The following is a 24,605-nucleotide window of genomic DNA, read 5'->3' as shown; positions in this document are numbered from 1 at the left end:
GTTCTGCGTCGCCGAGACGTAGCCGCGGCCGCGCTCGACCGTCAGCTCCATCTCCAGCTTGCCCTTGCCGTTGAGCGTGGCGATGTGCAGGTCGTCCCGCGGGACCGGGGCCGCCGCCGTGCCCGGAGGGGACGGGGACGAAGGGCCCGGGGGGTCAGGGGGTCAGCAGGACCTTGCCCAGGACCCGGCGCTCCTCCAGGGCCCGGTGGGCCTCGTCGGCCCTCTCCAGGGGCAGGGTCAGGCCGATGTGCGGGACCAGCTCCCCGGCCCGGGCCAGTTCCAGGGCCCGGGTCAGGTCGTCCGTGCCGCCCTCGACCTCGGACTTGATGTCGAACAGTCCGAAGACCCGGACCTTGTGCTCGCGGGCCCGGGCGGGCTCGATCTCCGCGAACCGGCCCCCGGCCGACCCGTAGTTGATGTACGTCCCGCCCTCGGCCACCGTGGTGAAGGCGGCCTCGCCCAGGGACGACCCGGCCCCGTCCAGGGCCGCGTCCACCCCGCCCCCGCTCAGCTCCAGCACCCGGTCGGTCCAGCCGGGCAGGGAGTAGTCGACCGCCTCGTGCGCGCCCAGCCGGCGCGCCAGGTCGAGCTTGGCCCCGCCCCGGGCGGCGGCGATCACCCGCGCCCCGGCCCGGCGGGCCAGCTGCACCGAGAGGCTGCCGGCGCCTCCGGCCGCCGCGGTCACCAGCACCGTCTGCCCGGCCCGGTACCCGGCGGTCCGGGCCAGCGCCAGCGCGGTGGGGCCGTCGTGCAGCAGGGCCAGCGCGTCGCGCGGGTCGACCCCCTCGGGGACCCGGACCAGGCCGTCGGCGGGGACCACCGCCCGTTCGGCGTACCCGCCGACGGGGAGCCTGCCGCCCTCCCCGTTCTCATCCCCGGTGTCGGCCACCACGCGGACCCCGACCCAGGCGGGGTCCACGTCCGGCCCGACCCGGGTCACCGTCCCGGCGACCCCGGTCCCGGGGGTGTACGGGGGGACGACGGGGAAGTAGTCGCGTCCCCAGCCCGAGCGGACCAGGACCTCCAGGTACATCACGTTGGCGGCCCCGACCGCGATCTCCGCGGAGCCGGGCCCGACCTCGGGGTCGGGGACCTCCCGGGCCACCAGTACCTCGGGCCCGCCGAACCGCTCGACTCGTACCGCACGCATGGGACTTCCCTCCGGTGTCCGTCCGCCGCGCTCCGTGCGCGACACCGTCCACCCTCCAACCTCAACAAATATTGAGGTCAAGGCCCGCGCAGCGGGAGCGCGGGCACGGGAATACATCGGCGGGGCCCCGGGGGAGGGGCCGCAGCGGCTCAGACGGACACGTGCGACAGGGCGCTCGGATGGCGGCGCAGGAAGCCCTCGATCGACCGGGCCGGGTGCCCGGTCAGCTCCGGCACCGCCGACGACACCGTGTCCAGTTCCCCGGCGGCGATCGCCTCGTAGGAGGACACCCACCCCTCCAGCTCCCAGTCGGGCGCGCCGGTGGCCTTGCGGGACAGCAGCGCCTCCTCCCGGGTCTCGGGCACGTACCGGATGGTCCGGCCGGTCAGCGTGCTCAACCGCTCCACGGTGGCCCCCAGCGACAGGGCCTCCGGGCCGGTCAGGTCGTAGGCCGCGTTCTCGGAGGCCGCCGCGACCGCCGGGTCGGTCAGCACCGCCGCGGCGGCGTCCGCGATGTCGTCGCGGGCCACCCAGGCCACCCGCCCGTCCCCGGCCGGGCCGCGCACCACGCCGTCGTCGTCCACCCAGTGCGGCAGCAGGTCCAGGTACAGGGAGGGTCTCAGGAAGGTGTACGCCACCCCCGTCGACCGGATGTGCGCCTCGGTGAAGAAGTGCGTCCGCGCGAACGTGAACGTCGAGGCGGGCCCGGCCCGCAGGAACGACAGGTAGACGATGCGCGAGACCCCCGCTGCGACCGCCGCGTCCACCGCGCTCAGGTGCACGTCGATCCGGTCCTGCGACTCCGTCGCCGAGACCAGGAACAGCGTGTCCACCCCCCGGCAGGCCCGCTCGAACCCGCCGGTGTCCTCATAGGCCGCCATCGCCGCGCTGCTGCCGGGGTACTCGGGTGCGCGGTTGATGTCGCGTACGATGAGCCGCTGCGCCCGCCCCAGCCGCGCGATGCGGGCGGCCACCCGCCCGCCCACCGCCCCGGTCGCCCCGGTCACCCCTATGGTGTGGTTTGTCATGTGATCGTCGCCCATGACACCCCATCCTGAACGACGAGGGCGCGCCGGGCACTCACCGGCGCGCCCGTTTTTGCGCGCCCGGATCAGGGAGTGGCGTGCTCTTGGTCCTCGGCCCCGGGCCGCTGTCCCCGGGCCTGCGCGGCCTTCCCGGCGGCGCGCCGGTAGGAGAGCCTGCGCAGCAGCACCTCGGCCGGGCCCCGCCTGCCCGCCCGCTCCATCAGGTAGGCGGCCACCACCGTGGCCAGCCACACCCCGACGGCGTACAGGAACATCGTCCACGAGGTCAGGTACGCGCCCAGGCCCAGGCCCCAGGCGGCCAGCACCGGTGCGCACAGCACCGACTGGGCCAGGTAGGAGGACAGGGACCGCTTGCCGGTGGCCGTGATCGCGGTCAGCACGACGCCGTGGTCGCGTCCGCGGCGCCGGAGGGAGTGCGCGATCAGGGTGATGAGCGCGACGTAGCCCAGGCCGCCGAACAGCCCGGAGAACATGTGCGGCACCGCGAGCATGGAGCCCTGCGCCGCGTTCACCTCCCACAGGCCCACCTGCGCGAGCGCGTCGGGCAGAGCGCCCAGCCAGGCGATCGGGATGCCCAGCGCGGCGGTCCACCGCAGCAGGGCCAGGTGGCGCTCCGGCTCCTCCAGGACCCGGCGGCGCGCCGCCCAGAACGCCAGCAGGATCATGGTCGGCACCACCAGGCCCAGCAGGCCCTGCGCGACGCTGACCAGCGGCCACACGGTGAGGCGGCCCAGGGCGGCGGCGAGGATCGAGGCCTCCCCGGCGCTGTCGGCCATCCCGTCCATCCCGCCGGACGCGGCGGCCCCGCCCTCGGGGGCGAAGACGATGCCCACGACGCTGAACGCGGTCAGCAGGCCGAGCAGGCCGATGAACACGCCGGCCCACGCCAGCAGGGTGGCGTCCTTGCGGCGCAGGAACAGCCAGGCCAGGACCAGTCCGGCCAGGCCGTAGGCGCCCAGCACGTCGCCGAACCACAGCAGCAGCGCGTGGAAGAAGCCGAACACCAGGAGCCACAGGTTGCGCCGCCGCAGCAGGGCGTTCACGTCGGAGGGGGAGGCCCCGGCGGCCTCCTGGCGCATCGCCAGCTGCACCATGCCGTAGCCGAACAGGAAGGCGAACATCGGGTAGCTGCGGCCGTCCACCACCACGATGGTGAAGAACTGTGTGACCGCGTCGAGCGCGCCCTGGGGCTCGGGGTGCGCGTTCAGGCCGCCCATGGGGACCGCCCACAGGTACCAGACGGTGTTGGCCAAGGCGATGAACAGGAGCATGAAGCCGCGGGCCAGGTCGGGGGCGAGCGCTCGCTCGCCCGCTCCGACCGGACCTCTCGCGGCGGTGTGCCGAGACATGGGGACGCCCCTCCGGTCGCGATATATCTCCTATTGATTCAACCGGAGGGGACAGTCGGGCACAATGTACTTTCGATGTGCGAACGGCCCTGAAATCCCCCTTAGGGGGAGATCCGGACCCGCGGTCAGTGCGTGCGCCGGGTGGCCGCCGCCACCAGCGCGCGCAGCGGCTCCCGCGCGGAGGCGTCCAGCTCCGGGCTCTCCAGCGCGGCCAGCGCCTCCCCGGCGTAGCGCTCGACGAGCTCCTCGCACGCGGCCAGCGCCCCGGACGACTCGATCAGCCCGCACATCCATTCCACGGACTCCACCGACAGCCCCGGCGCACCCAGCAGGGCGGAGAACCGCGCGCCGTCGGCCTCCCCGGCGCGGGCCAGGGTCTCGGCGACCACCAGGGTCCGCTTGCCCTCGCGCAGGTCGTCCCCGGCCGGCTTGCCGGTGGTCGTGGGGTCGCCGAACACGCCCAGCACGTCGTCGCGCAGCTGGAAGGCCACCCCCAGCGGCAGGCCGTAGGCGGTGTACACGGCCTCCAGCTCCGGCAGCCGGCCGGCCAGCGCGGCGCCCAGGTGCAGGGGGCGCTCGATGGTGTACTTGGCGGACTTGTAGCGCATGACCCGCAGCGCCGCCTCGCGGGTGCCGGTGCCGCGCACCTGCTCCAGCGTGTCCAGGTACTGCCCGGCCATCACCTCGGTGCGCATCGCGTCGAAGGGGCGCCGGCCCAGCGCCAGGGTGTCCTGGCCGAACCCGCTGGCCTGGTACATCTCGTCGGACCAGGCCAGGCACAGGTCGCCGATCAGGATGGCGGCCCCCCGCCCGAAGCCCTCGCTGTCGCCGCTCCAGCCGTGGTCGGCGTGCAGTTTCGCCAGCCGCTTGTGGGTGGCGGGCAGGCCGCGCCGGGTGTCGCTGTTGTCGATGACGTCGTCGTGGACGAGCGCGCACGCCTGGAGGAACTCCAGCGCCGCCGCGGCCCGCACGATCCGCGCGTCCCCGGCCGCACCCCCGGCACCGCGCCAGCCCCAGTAGCAGAAGGTGGGCCGCAGGCGCTTGCCCCCGGCGAGCATGGCCTCCAGCGCGTCCATGGCCGGGCCCAGCTCCTCCCCGATCTCCAGCAGGGCGGCGCGGTGGTCGGCGCAGAACGCGGCGAGCTCCCGGTCCGCGTCGGCGCGGATCACGGAGGCGGGAGAGACGGATGGGGAAGTGGAAGCGGCCATGAACAGCACATTAGCGGCTCACCCCGGCGTCCCCGCCCCGGTCCCGCACATCCGCCCCCTTCCACAGGGCCACCAGGACGAACGACACCGTCACCAGCAGCGCCCAGGCGCCCAGTTTGGCGGGGTGGACCAGCGCCCACACCTGTGCCTGGTGGGGGTAGCGCCAGGCGTCGAACAGCGTCGCGATGTTCTCCGCCACCCACAGGAACACGCCGATCAGCAGGAACGACAGCGCCAGCGGCATGCGCAGCCGCTGCGGCCCCACGGTGAAGTGCACCCGGGTCCCCCAGGTCGCGGCGACCAGCAGCACCGCCAGCGGGACCCGCAGGTCCGGCAGCCAGTGGTGCGTCAGGAAGTTCGCGTAGACCGCCACGGCCACCGCCGTCACGGCCCAGGGCCGGTAGTTCTCCAGCCCCAGGTCCAGCAGCCGCCAGGCGCGCACGATGTAGGAGCCCACCGCCGCGTACATGAAGCCGCTGTACAGCGGCACCCCCCACACCACGGTCCACGCCTGCTCGGGGTAGGACCACGACCCCATGTGCACCTTGAACAGCTCGAACGCCAGCCCCACCACGTGGAAGCCCGCGATCGCGGCGATCTCCCGTCCGCTCTCCAGCCGCAGTGCCCAGAACAGCGCGGTCAGTCCCACCGCGTAGACCAGCAGCGCGTCGTAGCGGGGGACGGGCAGAGGTACGACCGCCGACAGCGCGAACCCCGCGAACATGCACACCGCGAACGCGCAGGCGCGGGCCTGGAGCACACCGAAGCGGACGAGCTGGACCAGGGGGAGGGGGAGGGAGGAGAAGGTCACACGGGGTGGATGCCGCGCGGGCCCCGTCCGGTTCGCCCCGTCCGCGCGGGCGGCGTCCGTCCGGGCCCCGTCCGGGCCCCGGCCCGCGGGACGCGTCCTCTGCTCCCGGGAGGACGCTTGCGTAAGGTGGTAGGCATGCTGGCAGCACCGACGCGCCCCGTGGCGCCCCGAACCCCCGCCCCCCGAGCGCGGCACCTCCGTGATCTGCTCCACACGGGCGAGCCGCTGTTCTCCTTCGAGTTCTTCCCGCCCCGGACGCCGGAGGCCCAGGAGAAGCTCTGGCTGGCCATCCGCCAGCTGGAGGCCCTGGGGCCCGACTTCGTCTCGGTCACCTACGGCGCGGGCGGCAGCACCCGCGGGATGACCGTGGAGACCACCGAGCGCATCTCCGCCGACACCACGCTGCTCCCGGTCGCCCACATGACCCTGGTCGACCACTCCGTCGCCGAGCTGCGCCACCTCATCGGCCGCCTGGCCGACGCCGGCGTGTCCAACATGCTCGCGGTGCGCGGCGACCCGCCCGGCGACCCCTCCGGCCCCTGGAACAGCCATCCCGAGGGCCTGACCTACTCCGAGGAGCTGGTCCGGCTCATCAAGGAGAGCGGCGACTTCTGCGTGGGCGTGGCGGCGTTCCCGTACAAGCACCCCCGCTCGGCCGACGTGGAGACCGACACCGACCACTTCGTGCGCAAGTGCGAGGCGGGTGCCGACTACGCCATCACGCAGATGTTCTTCGACCCGGAGGACTACCTGCGCCTGCGCGACCGGGTGGCGGCCCGCGGCTGCGACATCCCGATCATCCCCGAGGTCTTCCCGGTGGTGCGCACCTCGTTCATCCCGCGCTCGGAGAAGCTCTCGGGCGCGCCCTTCCCGGCCGACCTGGCCGAGAAGTTCGCCTCCTACGGCGACGACGCCGCGGCGGTGCGGGCGTTCGGGATCGAGTACGCCAAGAAGATGTGCGAGCGGCTGCTGGACGAGGGCGCGCCCGGCATCCACTTCATCACCTCGAACCAGTCCACCGCCACCAGGGAGATCTACCGGGAGGTGTCGGGGCGCCTGAGCCGGTGAGCGGCAGCGGCGCCGCCATGATCGAGAAGGGGCGGTCGGGGCTGCCGGGGAAGGAGAAGTCCTCCAGCACCTCCACGAACCCGCAGGAGCGGTACAGGTGGCGCGCCGCCGTGGGCCCGGTCCGGGTGGACAGCACCGCGGTGCGTTCGGGCCGTCCTTCGCACAGGGCGTGCAGGACGGCCCGGCCGATGCCCCGGTTCTGCGCCTCGGGGCGGACGTGCACCTCGGCGATCTCGAAGGGGTCGGACAGCCAGCGGCGCACCCCGGCCCGGCCGTCCGCGGCGCGCATCCCGGCGGCGACGGTGTCGTGCCACCACTGGCCGCGCACGCCGTGGAAGGCGTAGGCGAAGCCGACCGGGCGGCCGTCCAGCAGCGCGACGATCGAACGGAACCCCGGGTAACGGGCGTGGGCGTTCATGACGGAGGCCCGTCCCGGCAGCTGCTCGGGCGGGGGATCCATGGCCGCCTCGTACACCTGGAGGAGGGCGGGAACGGCGTGCGCGAAGGCGGCGGGGGCCAGCTCGCGCAGCTCGACATCGGCTACCACGGCTTCACCCTAGTCTCCGGAGGGCTCCCGGCGCCGGTGTTCGGCGCGGCCGGTACCGGCACCGGGCGCGGCCGCCCGGGGTCCTTGACGGGCCGCCGGGGTTGGGGTTGACTACAGTCGTGTCGAACGAGAGTTCGATCAAGGCCGCCGGGGAGACCCGGTGGCGGCGGCGCGGCCGGATCGGGGAGGGGAAGCCCCGTGTCCGGCCGCGCCGTTCGCCGTTTCCGGGGCGGGACCCCGGGAACGACGAGGACCGGCCCGCCCCCGGTGCCGGGGGCGGGCCGGTCCTGCGACGGGCCGGTGCGATCCGTGTCGGAGCGGTCAGAAGGAGTCGACGGCGCGACGGGCCTCCGGGTCGAGGATGCCCCAGTTGATGAGCTCCTCGGTCAGGTCGCCGGGCGACTTGTCGTAGATGACGGCGAGCGAGCGCAGGTCCTCGTGGCGGATGGACAGCACGCGGCCGTTGTAGTCGCCGCGCTGGCTCTGGATGGTGGCCACGTAGCGGGACAGCGGGCCGGCCTTCTCCTGCGGCAGCTGCTGCATGCGCTCCAGGTCGATGACCAGCTTGGGCGTCGGGCCCAGGGGGGCGGGGGCGGCGCCGCCGGGCAGCAGCTCCGACATCGGCACCCCGTAGAAGTCGGCCAGCTCGGCCAGCTTCTGCACGGTGACGGCGCGGTCGCCGCGCTCGTAGGAGCCCACCACGACGGCCTTCCAGCGTCCGTGGGACTTCTCCTCCACCCCGTGAAGGGACAGGCCCTGCTGGGTGCGGATGGCACGCAGTCGCGCGCCGAGGGACTTGGCGTATTCGGATGGCATCTTCTTGTCGCTCCCGGCCGTGACAGTGGCTGGCGTGGTGGGGGAGGCGCCCGCGGGGCCCGGCGGCGGTACCGCCGGAGGTCACGGGGTGCAACCCCACCCGGTAATGGTTACAGACAGTGACGGTAGGGGGGTCTGCCCCCCAGGTCAAGCTGTTGGTGTGAAACGCGACTAATCGGTGGCCAAACCGTGCGTAAGTGAGACTCCTCTCATGTCAGGACCGATCGTGATGAGTGGTGCATCACGGCGATGCGAAAAGCCCGTTCTTTCAGGGGGTTTCGCATTTGTCGGCCATGTGAGGTGTGTACTTAGCGTAGTCGTCGCATCGCTCGCCGGGCTCGTCATCCCGTTTGTCCGTGTGACGAGAGTCACATTGGCTCGCGTTGTCTCCGGGCCCGCCCCCGGTCACCGCGGGCTCCGCTGGTAGCGTTGGCCCGATCGACATCCTTTAACGACCTGTTCAGCGAGGCAGGGAAGGGGGTCACTACTTTGCGTGCGCAAAAACCCACGGCAAGTGACGCAGGTGGCGGTGCGGCGCCACCGGAGGTGCCCGAGGGCACCCGGGCCGTCCTCGACGGCAACGAGATCAACCGCGCACTGACCCGCATCGCCCACGAGGTGCTGGAGCGCACCAAGGGCGGGCACGGCGTCACCCTCCTCGGAATCCCCTCGCGCGGCGTGCCCCTGGCCGCCCGCCTGGCCGAGCGCATCGAACGCGTCGAGAACCTGGCCGTCCCCCACGGCTCCCTCGACATCACCATGTACCGCGATGATCTGCGCAACGCCCCGCCCCGGGCGCTGGGCCGCACCGAGATCCCCGCCGGCGGCCTGGACGACCGCGTGGTCGTCCTCGTCGACGACGTCCTCTTCTCCGGCCGCACCGTCCGCGCCGCCCTGGACGCGCTCAACGACCTGGGCCGCCCCCGCGCCGTCCAGCTCGCCGTCCTCGTCGACCGCGGCCACCGCGAGCTGCCGATCCGCGCCGACTACGTGGGCAAGAACCTGCCCACCTCGCTGCGCGAGAGCGTCACCGTCCGGCTCGCCGAGACCGACGGCCACGACGCGGTCCTCCTCGGGCCATCCCGCCCCAAGAGAACCACCGGCACCACCGGCACCACCGGCACCGAGGGGAAGGACTCCTGATGCGCCACCTGCTCTCCACCGGGGACCTCACCCGCGACGAGGCCGTCCTCATCCTGGACACCGCCGCCGAGCTGGCCCAGGTCGGCGACCGCTCCGTCAAGAAGCTCCCCACCCTGCGCGGCCGCACCGTGGTCAACCTCTTCTACGAGGACTCCACCCGCACCCGCACCTCCTTCGAGATCGCGGCCAAGCGCCTGTCCGCCGACGTCGTCAACTTCTCCGCCAAGGGCTCCAGCGTCTCCAAGGGCGAGAGCCTCAAGGACACCGCCCTCACCCTCCAGGCCATGGGCGCCGACGGCGTCGTCATCCGCCACAGCGCCTCCGGGGCCGCCCACCGCCTGGCGAACTGGGTGGACGGGTCGGTCCTCAACGCGGGCGACGGCACCCACGAGCACCCCACCCAGGCCCTGCTCGACGCCTACACCATGCGCGCCCGCCTGGGCCGCCTGGAGGGGCTTCGCGTCGCCGTCGTCGGCGACATCCTGCACAGCCGGGTGGCCCGCTCCAACGTCCTGCTGCTCACCACCCTGGGCGCCCACGTCACGCTGGTCGCCCCGCCCACGCTGCTGCCGGTCTCGGTGCACACCTGGCCCTGCGAGGTCTCCTACGACCTCGACGACGTCCTGCCCAAGTCCGACGTCGTCATGATGCTGCGGGTGCAGGCCGAGCGAATGCAGGCCTCCTTCTTCCCCTCCGTGCGCGAGTACAGCCGCGGCTACGGCATGGACGGCGCCCGCCTGGCCCGCATGCCCGAGGACTCCATCGTCATGCACCCCGGCCCGATGGTCCGCGGCATGGAGATCTCCGCCGAGGTCGCCGACTCCCCGCGCTGCACCGTGGTCGAGCAGGTCGCCAACGGCGTGAGCCTGCGCATGGCCGTGCTCTACCTGCTGCTCGGCGGCTCCTGAACCACCCGGCGCGCCCGCTCCGGCGCGCCCGGCGCGGCCTCCGGCGGACCACCGCCGCCCGCGCCCGCGCACTTCTCCACGAACGACCACTGAGGAACGAAACCGCGATGCCCGACACCCACGGACCGCACCTGATCCGCGGTGCCCGCCCGCTCGGCGGCGACCCCGTCGACATCCTGCTCGCCGACGGCCGGATCGCCGAGACCGGAACCGACCTGACCGCCCCCGAGGGCGCCGAGGTCGTGGACGGCACCGGGCTGATCGCCCTGCCCGGCCTGGTGGACCTGCACACCCACCTGCGCGAGCCCGGGCGCGAGGACGCCGAGACCGTCGAGACCGGCTCCCGCTCCGCCGCCATGGGCGGCTACACCGCCGTGCACGCCATGGCCAACACCGACCCCGTCGCCGACACGGCCGGCGTCGTCGAGCAGGTCTGGCGGCTGGGCCGCGAGGCCGGCTACTGCGACGTGCGCCCCGTCGGCGCCGTCACCGTCGGCCTGGCCGGGGAGCGCCTCTCCGAGATCGGGGCCATGGCCAAGTCCGCCGCCGCCGTCCGGGTCTTCTCCGACGACGGCATCTGCGTCTCCGACGCCCTGCTCATGCGCCGGGCCCTGGAGTACGTCAAGGCGTTCGACGGTGTCGTCGCCCAGCACGCCCAGGAGCCCCGCCTGACCGAGGGCGCCCAGATGAACGAGGGCCGCGTCTCCGACCGCCTCGGCCTGCCCGGCTGGCCGGCCGTCGCGGAGGAGGCGATCATCGCCCGGGACTGCCTGCTCGCCCAGCACGTCGGCTCGCGCCTGCACGTGTGCCACGTCTCCACCAAGGGCTCGGTCGACATCATCCGCTGGGCCAAGGCCCGCGGCTGCGACGTCACCGCCGAGGTCACCCCGCACCACCTGCTGCTCACCGACGAGCTGGTGGAGAACTACGACCCGGTCTACAAGGTCAACCCGCCGCTGCGCACCGCCGAGGACGTGCAGGCGCTGCGCGAGGGCCTGGCCGACGGGACGATCGACATCGTCGCCACCGACCACGCCCCCCACCCCAGGGAGGCCAAGGAGACCGAGTGGTCCACGGCCGCCATGGGTATGGTCGGCCTCGAGACCGCGCTGGCGGTCGTGCAGCGGACGATGGTCGACACCGGCCTGCTGACCTGGGCCGACGTCGCCGACCGCATGTCCGCGGCACCCGCCCGCATCGGCCGGGTCGCCGACCACGGCCGCGACCTGGCGCCCGGCGAGCCCGCCAACGTGGTCCTCTACGACCCCGCCGCGCCCTACGAGGCGGACGGCGCGGCCATGGTCACCAAGAGCAGCAACACGCCCTTCCGGGGCATGACCCTGCCCGGCCGGGTGCGCGCCACGTTCCTGCGCGGCGTCCCCACGGTCCTCGCGGGGGAGATCCAGTGAACAACGCAGTGAGCAGCGCCCGGGCCGTACCCGGCGCGGCAGAGGGGGGAAACGTGTCAGAGGCAACCGGCGGACCGGCGATCCTGGTCCTGGAGGACGGCAGGGTCTTCCACGGCCGATCCTTCGGCGCGACCGGGGAGACCTTCGGGGAGATCGTCTTCAACACCGGGATGACCGGCTACCAGGAGACCCTCACCGACCCCTCCTACCACCGCCAGATCGTCGCGATGACCGCGCCGCACATCGGCAACACCGGCGTCAACGACGACGACCCCGAGTCCGGCCGCATCTGGGTCGCCGGGTACGTCGTCCGCGAACCCGCCCGCATCCCCTCCAACTGGCGCGCCCAGCGCACCCTGGACGAGGAGCTGCGCCGCCAGGGCGTCGTCGGCATCGCCATGACCGGCACCCGCGCCCTCACCCGCCACCTGCGCGACAAGGGCGCCATGCGCGCCGCCGTCAGCAGCGTCGAGACCGACCCCCAGGCCCTGCTGGCCCGCGTCCTGGAGCAGCCCCGCATGGCCGGGGCCGACCTGGCCGGCGAGGTCAGCACCGACGCGCCCTACGAGGTCCTGCCGCCCGAGGGCGTCGAGACCCGCTTCCACGTCGCCGCCGTCGACCTGGGCATCAAGGCCATGACCCCGCAGCGCCTCGCCGAGCGCGGCTGCAAGGTCACCGTGCTGCCCGCCACCGCCACCGCCGAGGACCTCCTCGCCCTGGACCCGGACGGCGTGTTCTTCAGCAACGGCCCCGGCGACCCCGCCACCGCGGACGGCCCCGTCGCCGCCATGCGCGGGGTCCTCGACGCGGGCAGGCCCCTGTTCGGGATCTGCTTCGGCAACCAGATCCTCGGCCGCGCCCTGGGCCTGGGCACCTACAAGCTGCCCTTCGGCCACCGCGGGGTGAACCAGCCGGTCATCGACACCGCCACCGGCAAGGTCTCCATCACCAGCCAGAACCACGGGTTCGCCGTGGACGCGCCGCTCGAGGGCACCTTCGAGACCCCCTACGGGCGCGCGCAGGTCAGCCACATCGGCCTCAACGACCAGGTCGTCGAGGGCCTGCGGCTGCTGGACCGCCCCGTGTTCAGCGTCCAGTTCCACCCGGAGGCCGCCGCAGGCCCCCACGACGCCGCCGGACTCTTCGACGAGTTCGTCGACCTGATGTCCGCCGCCCAGCCCACCGCGGCTGCCGAGAAGTAAGGAAGACAAGAGCATGCCGCGCCGTAGTGACCTCTCCTCCGTCCTCGTGATCGGATCCGGTCCCATCGTCATCGGGCAGGCGGCCGAGTTCGACTACTCGGGCACCCAGGCCTGCCGGATCCTGCGGGCCGAGGGCCTGCGGGTCATCCTGGTCAACTCCAACCCGGCCACGATCATGACCGACCCGGAGATCGCCGACGCCACCTACGTCGAGCCGATCACCACCGAGATGATCGAGAAGATCATCGCCAAGGAGCGCCCCGACGCCCTGCTGCCCACCCTGGGCGGGCAGACCGCGCTCAACGCCGCCGTCGCCCTGCACGAGGCCGGGATCCTCGACAAGTACGGCGTCGAGCTCATCGGCGCCAACATCGCCGCCATCCAGTCCGGCGAGGACCGCGAGAGCTTCAAGCGCATCGTCGAGCGCATCGGCGGCGAGTCCGCCCGCTCCAGCATCTGCCACACCCTCGACGAGTGCCTGGCCGCCGCGGACGAACTGGGCTACCCGGTCGTCGTGCGCCCGTCCTTCACCATGGGCGGCGCCGGCTCGGGCTTCGCCCACGACGAGGCCGAGCTGCGCCGCATCGCGGGCCAGGGCCTGGCGCTCTCCCCGACCACCGAGGTCCTCCTGGAGGAGTCCATCCTCGGCTGGAAGGAGTACGAGCTGGAGCTGATGCGCGACACCAACGACAACGTCGTGGTCGTCTGCTCCATCGAGAACCTCGACCCCATGGGCGTGCACACCGGCGACTCCATCACCGTCGCCCCCGCCATGACCCTCACCGACCGCGAGTACCAGAAGCTCCGCGACATCGGCATCGCGGTCATCCGCGAGGTCGGCGTGGACACCGGCGGCTGCAACATCCAGTTCGCCGTGCACCCCACCACCGGCCGGGTCATCGTCATCGAGATGAACCCCCGGGTCTCGCGCTCCTCGGCGCTGGCCTCCAAGGCCACCGGCTTCCCGATCGCCAAGATCGCCGCCAAGCTCGCCGTCGGCTACACCCTCGACGAGATCCCCAACGACATCACCAGGAAGACCCCGGCCAGCTTCGAGCCCACGCTCGACTACGTGGTCGTCAAGGCCCCCCGGTTCGCGTTCGAGAAGTTCCCCGGCGCGGACCCCGGGCTCACCACCACCATGAAGTCGGTGGGCGAGGCCATGGCCATCGGCCGCTCCTTCCCCGAGGCCCTCCAGAAGGCCATGCGCTCCCTGGAGAAGCCCGGCGTCGGCTTCACCTGGGCGGGCACGCCCGGTGACAAGGACGAACTGGTCCGCGCCGCCGCCACCCCGACCGAGTTCCGGCTGCGCCAGGTCCAGCAGGCCTTCCGCGCCGGGGCCACCGTCGAGGAGCTGTACGAGTCCACGCGCATCGACCCCTGGTTCCTGGACCAGATGCTGCGCCTGGAGGAGACCGCCCGCGCCCTGGCCGCCGCGCCCAAGCTCGACGCCGGCATCCTGCGCGCCGCCAAGGAGATCGGCTTCTCCGACGTCCAGATCGGCGAGATCACCGGCAAGAGCGAGGACGTGGTCCGCGAGCTGCGCAACGCCCTGGGCATCCACCCCGTCTACCTGACCGTGGACACCTGCGCCGCCGAGTTCGAGGCCACCACGCCGTACCTGTACTCCAGCTACGACGAGGAGACCGAGGTCCCCGTCGGCGACAAGCCCAAGATCATCATCCTGGGCTCGGGCCCCAACCGCATCGGCCAGGGCGTGGAGTTCGACTACTCCTGCGTCCACGCCTCCTTCGCGCTGTCCGACGCCGGGTACGAGACCGTGATGGTCAACTGCAACCCCGAGACCGTCTCCACCGACTACGACACCAGCGACCGGCTCTACTTCGAGCCGCTCACCCTGGAGGACGTGCTGGAGGTCGTCCGGGCCGAGCAGCTCGCCGGGCCCGTCGTCGGCGTCATCGTGCAGCTGGGCGGCCAGACCCCGCTGGGCCTGGCCCGCCGCCTCAAGGACGCCGGGGTGCCCATCATCGGCACCAGCCCCGAGGCCATCGACCTGGCCGAGGACCGCGGCGAGTTCGGCAAGGTCCTGAGCGAGGCGGGCCTGCCCGCGCCCAAGTACGGCACCGCCTACTCCTTCGCCGAGGCCAAGGCCGTCGCCGACGAGATCGGCTACCCGGTCATGGTCCGCCCCTCCTACGTGCTGGGCGGCCGCGGCATGGAGATCGTCTACAACGAGACGATGCTCGCCGACTACATCGAGCGCAACGCGCAGGTCAGCCCCGAGCACCCGGTGCTGGTCGACCGCTTCCTCGACGACGCCATCGAGATCGACGTCGACGCCCTCTACGACGGCACCGACCTGTACCTCGGCGGCGTCATGGAGCACATCGAGGAGGCCGGCATCCACTCCGGCGACTCCGCCTGCTCCCTGCCCTCCATCACCCTGGGCAAGGAGGACATCGAGCGGATCCGCTACTCCACCGAGGCCATCGCCCGCGGCACCGGGGTGCGCGGCCTGATCAACGTCCAGTACGCGCTCGCCTCCGGCGTGCTCAACGTCCTGGAGGCCAACCCGCGCGCCTCGCGCACCGTGCCGTTCGTCTCCAAGGCCACCGCCGTGCCGCTGGCCAAGGCCGCCGCCCGCGTCATGGCCGGCGCCACCATCGCCGAGCTGCGCGCCGAGGGCATGCTGCCCGCCACCGGCGACGGCGGCGACCTGCCCGTGGACGCCCCGGTGTCGGTCAAGGAGGCGGTGCTGCCCTTCAACCGGTTCATCGACAAGCAGGGCGAGGGCGTCGACACGATCCTGGGCCCGGAGATGCGCTCCACCGGCGAGGTCATGGGCCTGGACGTGGAGTTCGGCGCGGCCTACGCCAAGTCGCAGCTGGCCGTCACCGGGGACCTGCCCGTCAGCGGCCGGGTGTTCGTGTCGGTGGCCAACCGCGACAAGCGCTCGATGATCTTCCCGGTCAAGCGCCTGGCCGACCTGGGCTTCGAGATCCTCGCCACCGAGGGCACCGCCGTGGTCCTGCGCCGCAACGGCGTCCACGCCACCGTGGTGCGCAAGCACAGCGAGGGCCCCGGGCCCGAGGGCGAGAAGACCATCGTCCAGCTCATCCACGACGGGGGGGTCGACCTCATCGTCAACACCCCGTTCGGCGGGGCGGGCCAGGCCGGACCGCGCCTGGACGGGTACGAGATCCGCACCGCGGCCGTGGTGCGCGCCGTTCCCAGCGTCACCACGGTGCAGGGGCTGGCCGCGGCGGTCCAGGCGATCGAGGCCCGGGTGCGCGGCGACGTCGGGGTGCGCTCCCTCCAGGAGCACGCCCGGGCGCTCACCGCACGCCGGTAGCGGCCCTTCGCCCCGCCCCGGAGCACCGGCGGCCGCCGCACCGGTACGGCCCTAGGCTGTAGGGAACCGGACGGCACGGGCGCCGCGGTGGGCACACCGCGGCGCCCCCAGGCACCAGGCGCGAGAGAGGCCACACCCAGACGATGAGCGACTACGGACCGGTGCAGGTCAGGTGCCCCGTGCTGAACGTGCGCAGGGTGGACGCCTACTACGCCATCACCGTCGTCGCCCCCGGGATCGCCGAGCGGTTCCGCTCGGGCCAGTTCGTGTCGGTGGCGGTGGGCGGCGACCACTCCAGCACGCTGCTGCGGCGCCCCTTCGCCATCCACGACGTCAAACCCGACTACGGCGGCACCGTCGAGTTCCTGTTCGCGGTGCGCGGCACCGGCACGGCCTGGCTGGCCGAGCGGCGCTCCCGCGACCTGCTGGACGTCGTCGGTCCGCTGGGGCGGCCCTTCCCGCTGCCCCGCGACCCGGTCAACTGCGTCCTGGTCGGCGGCGGCTCGGGCAGCGCCCCGCTGTTCCCGCTGGCGCAGTCGCTGCGCCGCCGGGGCTGCCGGGTGGACTTCGTGCTGGGCGGGGCCTCCGCCGACCGGGTGTTCAGCGCCATCACGGCCCGCCGGATCGCCGAGACCGCCGTCTTCACCACCGACGACGGCTCCTTCGGGACCCGCGGCCGGGTCACCGACGTCCTGGGCCGGGTCATCGAGGAGTGCCGCTCCGACGTGGTCTACGCCTGCGGCCCCATGCCGATGCTGCGCGCGGTCACCGCCGTCGCCGGCACCCACGGCATCCCCGTGCAGGTGTCGGTCGAGGAGACCATGGCCTGCGGCACCGGGATCTGCATGACCTGCGTGATCCCGGTGGTGGGGGAGGACGGCATCACCCGCATGGTCCGCTCCTGCGTGGACGGCCCGGTGTTCCGCGGCGAGCAGGTGCGCTTCGACGACGTGGGCACCATCCCCTTCGACGCGCTGGGCGCGCCCGGCTGGAAGGGCGCCGGGGCCTCGCGGCCCGCGGAGTCGGCCCGCGACATCGCCTGACCGTCCGGACGCGCCGCCGACCCCACACCACCGACCGGGAAAGACACGGTGAACACAGACCTGAGAGTCCGGTTGGGCGCCCTGGAGCTGCCCAACCCGGTGGTGACCGCCGCCGGGTGCGCCGGTTCGGGCCGGGAGCTGGCCCAGTTCTTCGACATCGCCGAGATCGGCGCCGTCACCACCAAGTCCGTGATGCTGGAACCGCACGCCGGGCGCCCGGCGCCGCGCATGGCCGAGACGCCCAGCGGCATGCTCAGCACCACGGGGATGCAGGGGCCCGGTGTGGACGTGTTCCTCCAGCGGGACCTGCCGTGGCTGCTGTCCCGGGGCGGGCGGGCCATCGTCTCCGTCGCCGGCTCGGGCACCGCCGAGTTCGGCGAGCTCGCCCGGCGGATCTCCGCGGAGCCCGGGGTGGACGCGATCGAGGTCAACCTGTCGTGCCCGGACCCGGCCGACCCGGACGGGCGGCGGTTCGCCGACGACGCCGCGCGCGCGGCCGCCGTGGTGAGCACCGTGCGGTCGCACGCCCGGTCGGACCTGCCGGTGCTGGCCAAGCTCGCCGCGGACGTGCCCGACGTGGTGGCCCTGGCGACCGCCTGCGTCGAGGCCCGCGCGGACGGCCTGTCGATGATCAACACCGTGCGCGGCATGGCCGTGGACCCGCGGACGCTGCGCCCCGCGGTGGCCGGGGGCATCGGCGGGCTGTCGGGCCCGGCCATCAGGCCGCTGGCGGTGGGCTGCGTGTACCGGGTCCACGAGGCGCTGCCGGAGGTGCCGATCATCGGGATGGGCGGGGTGCGCACCGGCGCGGACGTCGTGGAGTTCATGGCGGCCGGCGCCAGCGCGGTCGCGGTGGGCACGGTCAACTTCTCCGACCCCTCGGCGTGCGTGCGGGTGCTGCGCGAGTTCACCGAGGCGCTGGAGTCCAGGAGCGTCCCCCGGGCCGCGGATCTGGTGGGCGCCGCCCACCGCCCCGGAACCGGGGTGTGAGGGGCCCGCCCGGCCCGCGCATGCCCTGACCGGCCTGAACGGCGCTGAGGTGGCGCTGTGCGACCGAACGCCTGCGTCCCGGTGCGGACGGGCCGGAACCCGGGCAAAGGCCGCCTACGGCCGCTTGGGCGGTCGTTACGGCGAAGTGACCCTCATCGGGCGCATGAAGCGCTCGGTTCTGGGAACCGCACACCATGTCGGTGTGCACAGGACGGTGAACGTGCATTCGCAATCACGTTCGTAAGAACGCGGCGAATGCGACGCATCGGCCACGGGGCCGATGGCACACGAAAGGGAGTAATCGATGACCGCGCCTTCCGCGCCCATCGCAGTCGCGATCGACGCCAAGGAGATCGAGACCGCTGCGACCTGGGCTTCGGCGGTCGCCCCCCACGTCAGCACGGTCAAGGTGGGGCTGGAGCTCTACCTGCGCTACGGCCCCGAGGTCGTCAGCGCGGTGCGCGGCGCCGGCGGGGTCGGTGTCTTCCTCGACCTCAAGCTCCACGACATCCCGGCGACGGTGGCGGGGGCGGCGCGCAGCGTCGCCGGGCTCAAGCCCGCCATCCTGACCGTGCACGCCGGGGGAGGGGCGGACATGGTCCGGGCCGCGGTGGAGGCCGCCCCGGACACCGAGATCGCCGCCGTGACGGTGCTCACCTCGATGGACGAGAAGGACCTGGAGCAGGTGGGGCTGCTCGGGCCGGCTCGCGACGCGGTGCGCCGGCTGGCGGTGCTGGCGGTGGGCGCCGGGGCCCGTGCCCTGGTCTGCTCGCCCCAGGAGGTGGCCCTCGTGCGCGCCGAAGTGGGCCCGGACATCACCCTCATCACGCCGGGCGTGCGCCCGGCGGGGGCGGACAGGGGTGACCAGTCGCGGGTGGCGACCCCGGAGGAGGCCATCGCGGCGGGGGCGGACCTTCTGGTCATCGGCCGCCCCATCACCCGGGCGCCGGACCCCGGCGCGGCGGCGGCCTCCATCGCGGAGGCCGTACGCCGTGCCGGGGGCCGCGTCTGACGCCCGGAGGAGGCCGGATTCGGTCACAGAGGGTCACTGATTCGGTATGTCCCAAATGCGGAATCCGCAGCTGAGAGTGACCCGGCTCACCCCTCTGTGACCTGCGCAGGTGGCATGCTTTATGACCCGGCCAATCGGGACCAAAGTCCCGATTTTCATCTCTTAGAGCAATTGAGCTGCTACTCTGGGTAGTTAGTTCGATGAAATAGCCGCTGAAAGGGCACTTTACGTTGCCTAACAGGGGTCAGACCTACTAACTTGCGCAGGCGTCCGCCCTCTACAAACGAGTAGAAATCCGAGGTGACCCGGCGTGGCCCTTCCTCCCCTCACACCCGAGCAGCGCAGCGCGGCTCTCGAGAAGGCCGCCAAGGCCAGAAAAGAGCGCGCTGAGGTCAAGAACAAGCTGAAGAACGGCGGCATCTCGCTGTCCAAGGTGCTCGCCGACGGGCTCAAGGACGACGTCATCGGCAAGATGAAGGTCTCGGCCCTGCTCGAGTCCCTCCCCGGCGTGGGCAAGGTCCGCGCCAAGCAGATCATGGAGCGGCTCAACATCGCCGAGTCCCGCCGCGTCCGCGGCCTGGGCACCAACCAGCGCGCGGCCCTCGAGGCCGAGTTCGGCGACCTCACCAAGTAACACCGCGTCCGCGGACCCCGGGCCGCCGCGTCCCCCACAGACGCGGCGGGCCGGACCGCACGCGGCGACCACCCCCAGGTGGACCCGCACCGGGCCGTGACCACGGTCGACCCCTCTCGGGGGGCGCACCGCGGTCACGGCCCGGTGGTATAAATGAAGCTTCCCGCGCCCGAACGCGAGGATGAACCCCGCACGCACCCGCCGCCCGCGCGGTGGGCGATTCCGGGCCCGGAGCGGCCCCGTCGCCGAGCGCCCCAGAGCGCGCCGCGGGCGGCCGCCCAAGGCCCGAAGGGAAGCCCGCGAGAGCCATGCCCAACCCAGGAGAACAACGGCTGATCGTCCTGTCCGGACCCTCGGGTGTGGGCAAGAGCACGGTCGTGGCCGAGCTGCGCCGGGCCCACCCCGACGTCTGGCTCTCCGTGTCGGCCACCACGCGCGCGCCCCGGCCGGGCGAGGTCGACGGGGTGCAGTACCACTTCGTCGACGACGCCGAGTTCGACCGCCTCATCGCCGACGGCGAGCTCCTGGAGTGGGCGAGGTTCGCGGGCAACCGCTACGGGACCCCGCGCCGCCCCGTCGAGGAGCGCCTGGCCGCCGGACTGCCGGTGCTGCTGGAGATCGAGCTCCAGGGCGCCCGCCAGATCCGCGAGACCATGCCCGAGGCCCTGCACGTCTTCCTGGCCCCGCCCTCCTGGGAGGAGCTGGTGCGCCGCCTCACCGGGCGCGGCACCGAGTCCGAGGAGGTCGTCCAGCGCCGGCTGGAGGCCGCCAAGGTCGAACTCGCCGCCGAGAAGGAGTTCGACACCACACTCGTCAACACGTCCGTCCAGGACGTGTGCGGCGAACTGCTAGCGTTGATCACCGCTTCCGAGGTGTGATAACGGCGCCGGGACCCCCGGTCCCGCGTACCCTGTACACCGCGGCGCACCGCGCCTCGCATCCGACCGTTCCCTGGGGGTAATCGAAAGTGGCTGGAACCGAGCCCGTCGCCGAAGGCATCACCAACCCGCCGATCGACGATCTGCTCGATCTGGTGGACAGCAAGTACAGCCTGGTCACCATGGCCTCCAAGCGGGCCCGCCAGATCAACGCGTACTACGCCCAGCTGGGCGAGGGGCTGCTGGAGTACGTGGGTCCCCTCGTGGAGACCCAGGTCCAGGAGAAGTCCCTGTCCATCGCCCTGCGCGAGATCAAGTCCGGGCTCCTCACCGCGGAGCCCTACGAGGGCACCTGAGACACGGCCTGGTAGAACTCCTGTCTGTGAGTGACACAGGAAGCAAACCCCAGGTCGTCCTCGGCGTCGGCGGCGGCATCGCCGCCTACAAGGTGTGCGAGCTGCTCCGCCGACTGACCGAGTCGGGCCACGAGGTCCGGGTCGTGCCCACGGACGAGGCCCTGCGCTTCGTCGGTGAGCCCACCTGGGCCGCCCTCTCGGGCAACCCCGTGGCCACCGGTGTCTGGGACGCCGTGCACGAGGTCCCGCACGTCCGCATCGGGCAGTCCGCGGACCTCGTCCTCGTCGCCCCGGCCACCGCCAACATCCTGGCCAAGGCGGCCGCCGGCCTCGCCGACGACCTGCTGACCAACACCCTGCTCACCGCCCGGTGCCCGGTGGTGTTCGCGCCCGCGATGCACACCGAGATGTGGGAGCACCCGGCCACGCAGGCCAACGTGGCCACCCTGCGCTCGCGCGGCGCCGTCGTCCTGCACCCGGCCGTGGGCCGCCTCACCGGGGCCGACACCGGCCGCGGGCGGCTGCCCGAGCCGGCGGAGCTCTTCGAGGCCGCCCGGCGGGTGCTGCGCCGGGGGGCCGCCGCGCCCGACCTGGCCGGGGTCCGCGTCGTGATCTCGGCGGGCGGCACGCGCGAGGCCATCGACCCGGTCCGGTTCATCGGCAACCACTCCTCGGGCAAGCAGGGCTACGCCCTGGCGCGCACCGCCGCCGCCCGGGGCGCCGACGTCACCCTGGTCGCCGCCAACGTCGCCCTGCCCGACCCGGCCGGGGTGCGCGTGGTCCCGGTGACCTCGGCGGTGGAGCTGGCCGAGGCCGTGGGGGCCGAGCGGGCCGGCGCCGACGTCATCGTGATGAGCGCCGCGGTCGCCGACTTCCGGCCCGCGGCCAGCGTCGCCTCCAAGATCAAGAAGTCCGGTGCCGCGCCGGCCCCCATCGAGCTGGTCGAGAACCCCGACGTGCTGGCGGGCCTGGTGGTCTCCCGCGACCGGGAGGGCACCGGACAGGTCATCGTGGGGTTCGCCGCCGAGACCGACGACGTCATCGCCAACGGCCGTGCCAAACTGGCCAGGAAGGGCTGCGACCTGCTCGTGGTCAACCAGGTCGGCGGCGGTCGCGCCTTCGGCACGGAGGACAACCAGGCCGTGGTCCTGGGGGCCGACGGCAGTGCCGTGGAGATCCCCCGAGGGCCCAAGGAGGACCTCGCCGACCGGGTGTGGGACCTGGTCGGGGAACGCCTTCCGAGGTGACGCACCGGCACGGGGGACTGGATTTCCCACCACCTGGTACGCCACACTTCGTTCGGGCGTCCGCGATCGGCGAGATCGGCGGGGGTGTGCCCCTCCCCACCGGCCCCGTTACAGTGGACCGATAACCAACCGCAACGGTCGGTATTGACCGTCCCGGCAGGCAGTCGGGCCGGGACGTGCCCACCGCCACATGTCAGCCAGCAGCCGCTGCAAGGAGTCACGCAACCGTGTCCCGCCGCCTTTTCACCTCCGAGTCGGTCACCGAGGGCCATCCCGACAAGATGGCCGACCAGATCAGTGACGCGATCCTCGACGCGATGCTCACCCACGACCCGGCCAGCCGTGTCGCAGTCGAGACGTTGATCACCACGGGTCAGGTCCACATCGCGGGTGAGGTCACCACTCAGACCTACGTCGACATCCCCGCCATCGTGCGCGAGACGATCCTCCGGATCGGGTACGACTCGTCCGCCAAGGGGTTCGACGGTGACTCCTGCGGGGTCAACGTCTCCATCGACGCCCAGTCCCCCGACATCGCCCAGGGTGTCGACACCGCCTACGAGGCGCGTGTCGAGCACGAGGACGACGCCCTCAACCGCCAGGGCGCGGGCGACCAGGGCCTGATGTTCGGCTACGCCAACCGGGAGACCCCGGAGCTGATGCCGCTGCCGATCAAGCTGGCCCACTCGCTGGCCGAGCGCCTGTCCGAGGTCCGCCGCAACGGCACCGTGCCCTACCTGCGCCCGGACGGCAAGACCCAGGTCACCGTCGAGTACGACGGCCAGACCCCGGTCCGCCTGGACACGGTCGTGGTCTCCAGCCAGCACTCCGCGGACATCAGCCTGGAGGAGCTGCTCACCCCGGACATCCGCGAGCACGTCATCCAGCCGGTGGTGGAGGAGTTCGGCCTGGCGTCCGACGACTACCGCCTGCTGGTCAACCCGACCGGCCGCTTCGAGATCGGCGGCCCGATGGGCGACGCGGGCCTGACCGGCCGCAAGATCATCGTCGACACCTACGGCGGCTACGCCCGCCACGGCGGCGGCGCCTTCTCCGGCAAGGACCCGTCGAAGGTCGACCGCTCGGCCGCCTACGCGATGCGCTGGGTCGCCAAGAACATCGTCGCGGCCGAGCTGGCCGAGCGGGCCGAGGTCCAGGTCGCCTACGCCATCGGCAAGGCGCACCCGGTCGGCGTGTTCATCGAGACCTTCGGCACCGAGAAGGTCGCCCCGGACCTGATCGAGAAGGCCGTCAAGGAGGTCTTCGACCTGCGTCCGGCCGCGATCGTGCGCGACCTCGACCTGCTGCGCCCGATCTACTCCAAGACCGCCGCCTACGGCCACTTCGGCCGTGAGCTGCCGGAGTTCACCTGGGAGAGCACCGACCGCGCCGCGGCCCTGCGCTCCTTCGTGGGAGCCTGAGCGCCGACGCACCGACCGTGAGGGGGCGGACGACCGGGAGGTCGTCCGCCCCCTCACTGCATGGCGCACGCACAAAACGAACACTCCGTGTTATCAAGTAAATACACATAGTAATGTGCTGTACACGGAGGAAGCACCATGGCAGTAGCTGCGGCGATGGCGGCGCTGGGCCTGGCGGCCCTCGTCGCCCTACCGGGAGCCCCGGAGCCGGACCCGTCGGAGCGCCGGGAAGTGGTCCCCGGCGCCGAGACCCTGCACGTGTCGCTCCAGAAGACCACCGAACACGAGAGACTGTCGCCGGGGGACCGGGTGGAGTACACGATCGGGGTCCGCAACTCCGGCGCCCGGGCCGTGGCCGCGGCCGAGGTCGTCCACCACCTGCCCCCGACCATGCGCTACGTCACCGGCACGGAGGGTGCCGAGGTGGACGGCCGGCGCGTCGTCTGGAGTCGGCCCCTGGAGGCGGGCGAACGGGCCTCGTTCACCGTCACCGGTGAGCTGGCCGCCCTCCCCGAGGGGGCGGGCCGCCCGGTCGCCACGGCCTGCCTGCGTTCCAGCGCGGACGGTGTGCTCGTCTCCTGCGCGGCGCAGGAGCACGAGGTGCGCAGGCCGCTCGCCCCCCTGTGGGCCGTGGTGACCGCGGCGGCCGGGCTGCTCGCCCTGGCCGGCGGGGTCGCCGCGTTCCGCCTGCGCGCCCGCGCTTCCGCGCCCGCGCCGGCCGAGCCCGCGGGACCCGCGGCGGCCGGACCCGAGCCGTCCGAGCCGGTACCGTCCGAACCCGCAGAGCACAACACCTCCGGGGAGGAGCCCGACATCGGCGCCCTCTCCGGAGCCACCGTCCACCGGCTGGACGCCCACCGCTAGGGCCCGCTCCCGAACGCCCTCCCGCGCTGCCGGGGGCCACGGGGCGCCCGACGGTGTTCCGGAGGCTCGGAGGAGCGGGCCGGGGGACGCGGACCGCGGAGGAGGGGCCGAAGGCCCCGGAGGCGCCGGGCGCGGTGGCGGAGCCGCGCGGCCCGCGGGGGGAGCACCGCCGGGTACGGAAAGGGCGGGC

General features: G+C 72.9%; 22 protein-coding genes. 15 read left to right on the top strand and 7 right to left on the bottom strand.

The window, feature by feature from the left end; all coding sequences use genetic code 11:
* Nucleotides 1-154 precede the first annotated feature (154 nt).
* From ABZ249_RS31065 to ABZ249_RS31045, 5 genes are all read right to left on the bottom strand, one after another.
* Entirely contained in the window at nt 155-1,150 is a 996-nt protein-coding gene (locus ABZ249_RS31065; RefSeq protein WP_355269851.1) for a zinc-binding dehydrogenase, read from the bottom strand.
* Nucleotides 1,151-1,299: 149 nt separating this feature from the next.
* The gene (locus ABZ249_RS31060; RefSeq protein WP_355269849.1) at nt 1,300-2,193 is read right to left on the bottom strand and encodes an NAD(P)H-binding protein; all 894 of its coding nucleotides are present in this window, start codon (nt 2,191-2,193) and stop codon (nt 1,300-1,302) included.
* A 68-nt stretch (nt 2,194-2,261) separates the two neighbouring features.
* Nucleotides 2,262-3,545 carry a DUF418 domain-containing protein gene (locus tag ABZ249_RS31055; RefSeq protein ID WP_355269847.1) on the bottom strand — a complete coding sequence of 428 codons (1,284 nt, stop codon included), beginning with the start codon at nt 3,543-3,545 and terminating at the stop codon, nt 2,262-2,264.
* Between the two features lie 125 nt (nt 3,546-3,670).
* The gene (locus tag ABZ249_RS31050; RefSeq protein ID WP_355269845.1) at nt 3,671-4,753 is read right to left on the bottom strand and encodes a polyprenyl synthetase family protein; all 1,083 of its coding nucleotides are present in this window, start codon (nt 4,751-4,753) and stop codon (nt 3,671-3,673) included.
* Nucleotides 4,754-4,763: 10 nt separating this feature from the next.
* Nucleotides 4,764-5,564, bottom strand: coding sequence for a DUF817 domain-containing protein (locus ABZ249_RS31045; RefSeq protein WP_355269843.1), 801 nt, complete (start codon nt 5,562-5,564; stop codon nt 4,764-4,766).
* 159 nt (nt 5,565-5,723) lie between these two features.
* On the opposite strand from ABZ249_RS31045, the gene metF reads away from it, so the two are divergent.
* Nucleotides 5,724-6,632: a methylenetetrahydrofolate reductase [NAD(P)H] gene (metF, locus tag ABZ249_RS31040; protein ID WP_255647206.1), complete on the top strand. Its 909-nt coding sequence runs from the start codon at nt 5,724-5,726 to the stop codon at nt 6,630-6,632.
* Here the strand turns inward: metF and ABZ249_RS31035 are convergent.
* Nucleotides 6,565-7,179: a GNAT family N-acetyltransferase gene (locus tag ABZ249_RS31035; protein ID WP_355269841.1), complete on the bottom strand. Its 615-nt coding sequence runs from the start codon at nt 7,177-7,179 to the stop codon at nt 6,565-6,567. The two genes, metF and ABZ249_RS31035, sit on opposite strands and share 68 nt — an antisense overlap.
* A 321-nt stretch (nt 7,180-7,500) precedes the next feature.
* On the bottom strand, nt 7,501-7,995 hold the full coding sequence (locus ABZ249_RS31030) for a transcriptional regulator (protein ID WP_220559933.1): 495 nt from the start codon (nt 7,993-7,995) through the stop codon (nt 7,501-7,503).
* A 546-nt stretch (nt 7,996-8,541) separates the two neighbouring features.
* Between ABZ249_RS31030 and pyrR the strand changes: the two genes are divergently transcribed.
* From pyrR to ABZ249_RS30960, 14 genes are all read left to right on the top strand, one after another.
* Nucleotides 8,542-9,138, top strand: a complete 597-nt coding sequence (gene pyrR, locus ABZ249_RS31025; protein ID WP_355269838.1) for a bifunctional pyr operon transcriptional regulator/uracil phosphoribosyltransferase PyrR — start codon at nt 8,542-8,544, stop codon at nt 9,136-9,138.
* Nucleotides 9,138-10,046, top strand: a complete 909-nt coding sequence (locus tag ABZ249_RS31020; RefSeq protein WP_220559935.1) for an aspartate carbamoyltransferase catalytic subunit — start codon at nt 9,138-9,140, stop codon at nt 10,044-10,046. The genes pyrR and ABZ249_RS31020 overlap by 1 nt, the downstream gene beginning before the upstream one ends.
* Before the next feature lie 107 nt (nt 10,047-10,153).
* A complete protein-coding gene (locus ABZ249_RS31015) occupies nt 10,154-11,455 on the top strand; it encodes a dihydroorotase (RefSeq protein ID WP_355269836.1) in 1,302 nt (433 codons plus the stop codon).
* 53 nt (nt 11,456-11,508) lie between these two features.
* Nucleotides 11,509-12,657: a glutamine-hydrolyzing carbamoyl-phosphate synthase small subunit gene (gene carA / locus ABZ249_RS31010; RefSeq protein ID WP_355269834.1), complete on the top strand. Its 1,149-nt coding sequence runs from the start codon at nt 11,509-11,511 to the stop codon at nt 12,655-12,657.
* A gap of 13 nt (nt 12,658-12,670) precedes the next feature.
* Nucleotides 12,671-15,970: a carbamoyl-phosphate synthase large subunit gene (gene carB, locus ABZ249_RS31005; RefSeq protein ID WP_355269832.1), complete on the top strand. Its 3,300-nt coding sequence runs from the start codon at nt 12,671-12,673 to the stop codon at nt 15,968-15,970.
* A 143-nt stretch (nt 15,971-16,113) separates the two neighbouring features.
* Nucleotides 16,114-17,013, top strand: coding sequence for a dihydroorotate dehydrogenase electron transfer subunit (locus ABZ249_RS31000; protein ID WP_220559939.1), 900 nt, complete (start codon nt 16,114-16,116; stop codon nt 17,011-17,013).
* Between the two features lie 48 nt (nt 17,014-17,061).
* The gene (locus ABZ249_RS30995; protein ID WP_355269830.1) at nt 17,062-18,003 is read left to right on the top strand and encodes a dihydroorotate dehydrogenase; all 942 of its coding nucleotides are present in this window, start codon (nt 17,062-17,064) and stop codon (nt 18,001-18,003) included.
* A 304-nt stretch (nt 18,004-18,307) separates the two neighbouring features.
* On the top strand, nt 18,308-19,015 hold the full coding sequence (pyrF, locus tag ABZ249_RS30990) for an orotidine-5'-phosphate decarboxylase (protein WP_355269828.1): 708 nt from the start codon (nt 18,308-18,310) through the stop codon (nt 19,013-19,015).
* Between the two features lie 310 nt (nt 19,016-19,325).
* Nucleotides 19,326-19,649 (top strand): integration host factor, actinobacterial type, encoded by a 324-nt coding sequence (gene mihF, locus ABZ249_RS30985; protein ID WP_073384130.1) that lies wholly within the window; start codon nt 19,326-19,328, stop codon nt 19,647-19,649.
* 308 nt (nt 19,650-19,957) lie between these two features.
* The gene (gene gmk / locus ABZ249_RS30980; protein WP_220559942.1) at nt 19,958-20,527 is read left to right on the top strand and encodes a guanylate kinase; all 570 of its coding nucleotides are present in this window, start codon (nt 19,958-19,960) and stop codon (nt 20,525-20,527) included.
* A gap of 89 nt (nt 20,528-20,616) precedes the next feature.
* The gene (rpoZ, locus tag ABZ249_RS30975) at nt 20,617-20,883 is read left to right on the top strand and encodes a DNA-directed RNA polymerase subunit omega (RefSeq protein ID WP_073384132.1); all 267 of its coding nucleotides are present in this window, start codon (nt 20,617-20,619) and stop codon (nt 20,881-20,883) included.
* 26 nt (nt 20,884-20,909) lie between these two features.
* Complete coding sequence (gene coaBC, locus ABZ249_RS30970) at nt 20,910-22,130, top strand: bifunctional phosphopantothenoylcysteine decarboxylase/phosphopantothenate--cysteine ligase CoaBC (protein WP_355269825.1); 1,221 nt, start codon at nt 20,910-20,912, stop codon at nt 22,128-22,130.
* Between the two features lie 227 nt (nt 22,131-22,357).
* Nucleotides 22,358-23,551 carry a methionine adenosyltransferase gene (metK, locus tag ABZ249_RS30965; protein WP_220559944.1) on the top strand — a complete coding sequence of 398 codons (1,194 nt, stop codon included), beginning with the start codon at nt 22,358-22,360 and terminating at the stop codon, nt 23,549-23,551.
* Nucleotides 23,552-23,689: 138 nt separating this feature from the next.
* Nucleotides 23,690-24,415, top strand: a complete 726-nt coding sequence (locus ABZ249_RS30960) for a hypothetical protein (RefSeq protein ID WP_355269822.1) — start codon at nt 23,690-23,692, stop codon at nt 24,413-24,415.
* Nucleotides 24,416-24,605: the final 190 nt, after the last annotated feature.

The sequence above is a fragment of the Nocardiopsis sp. NPDC006139 genome (assembly GCF_040614155.1).
In the GTDB taxonomy this organism is placed as follows: Bacteria; Actinomycetota; Actinomycetes; order Streptosporangiales; family Streptosporangiaceae; genus Nocardiopsis; species Nocardiopsis changdeensis.
Note: the sequence above shows the minus strand (reverse complement) of the source record. Positions and strands in the feature narration are given on the sequence as shown.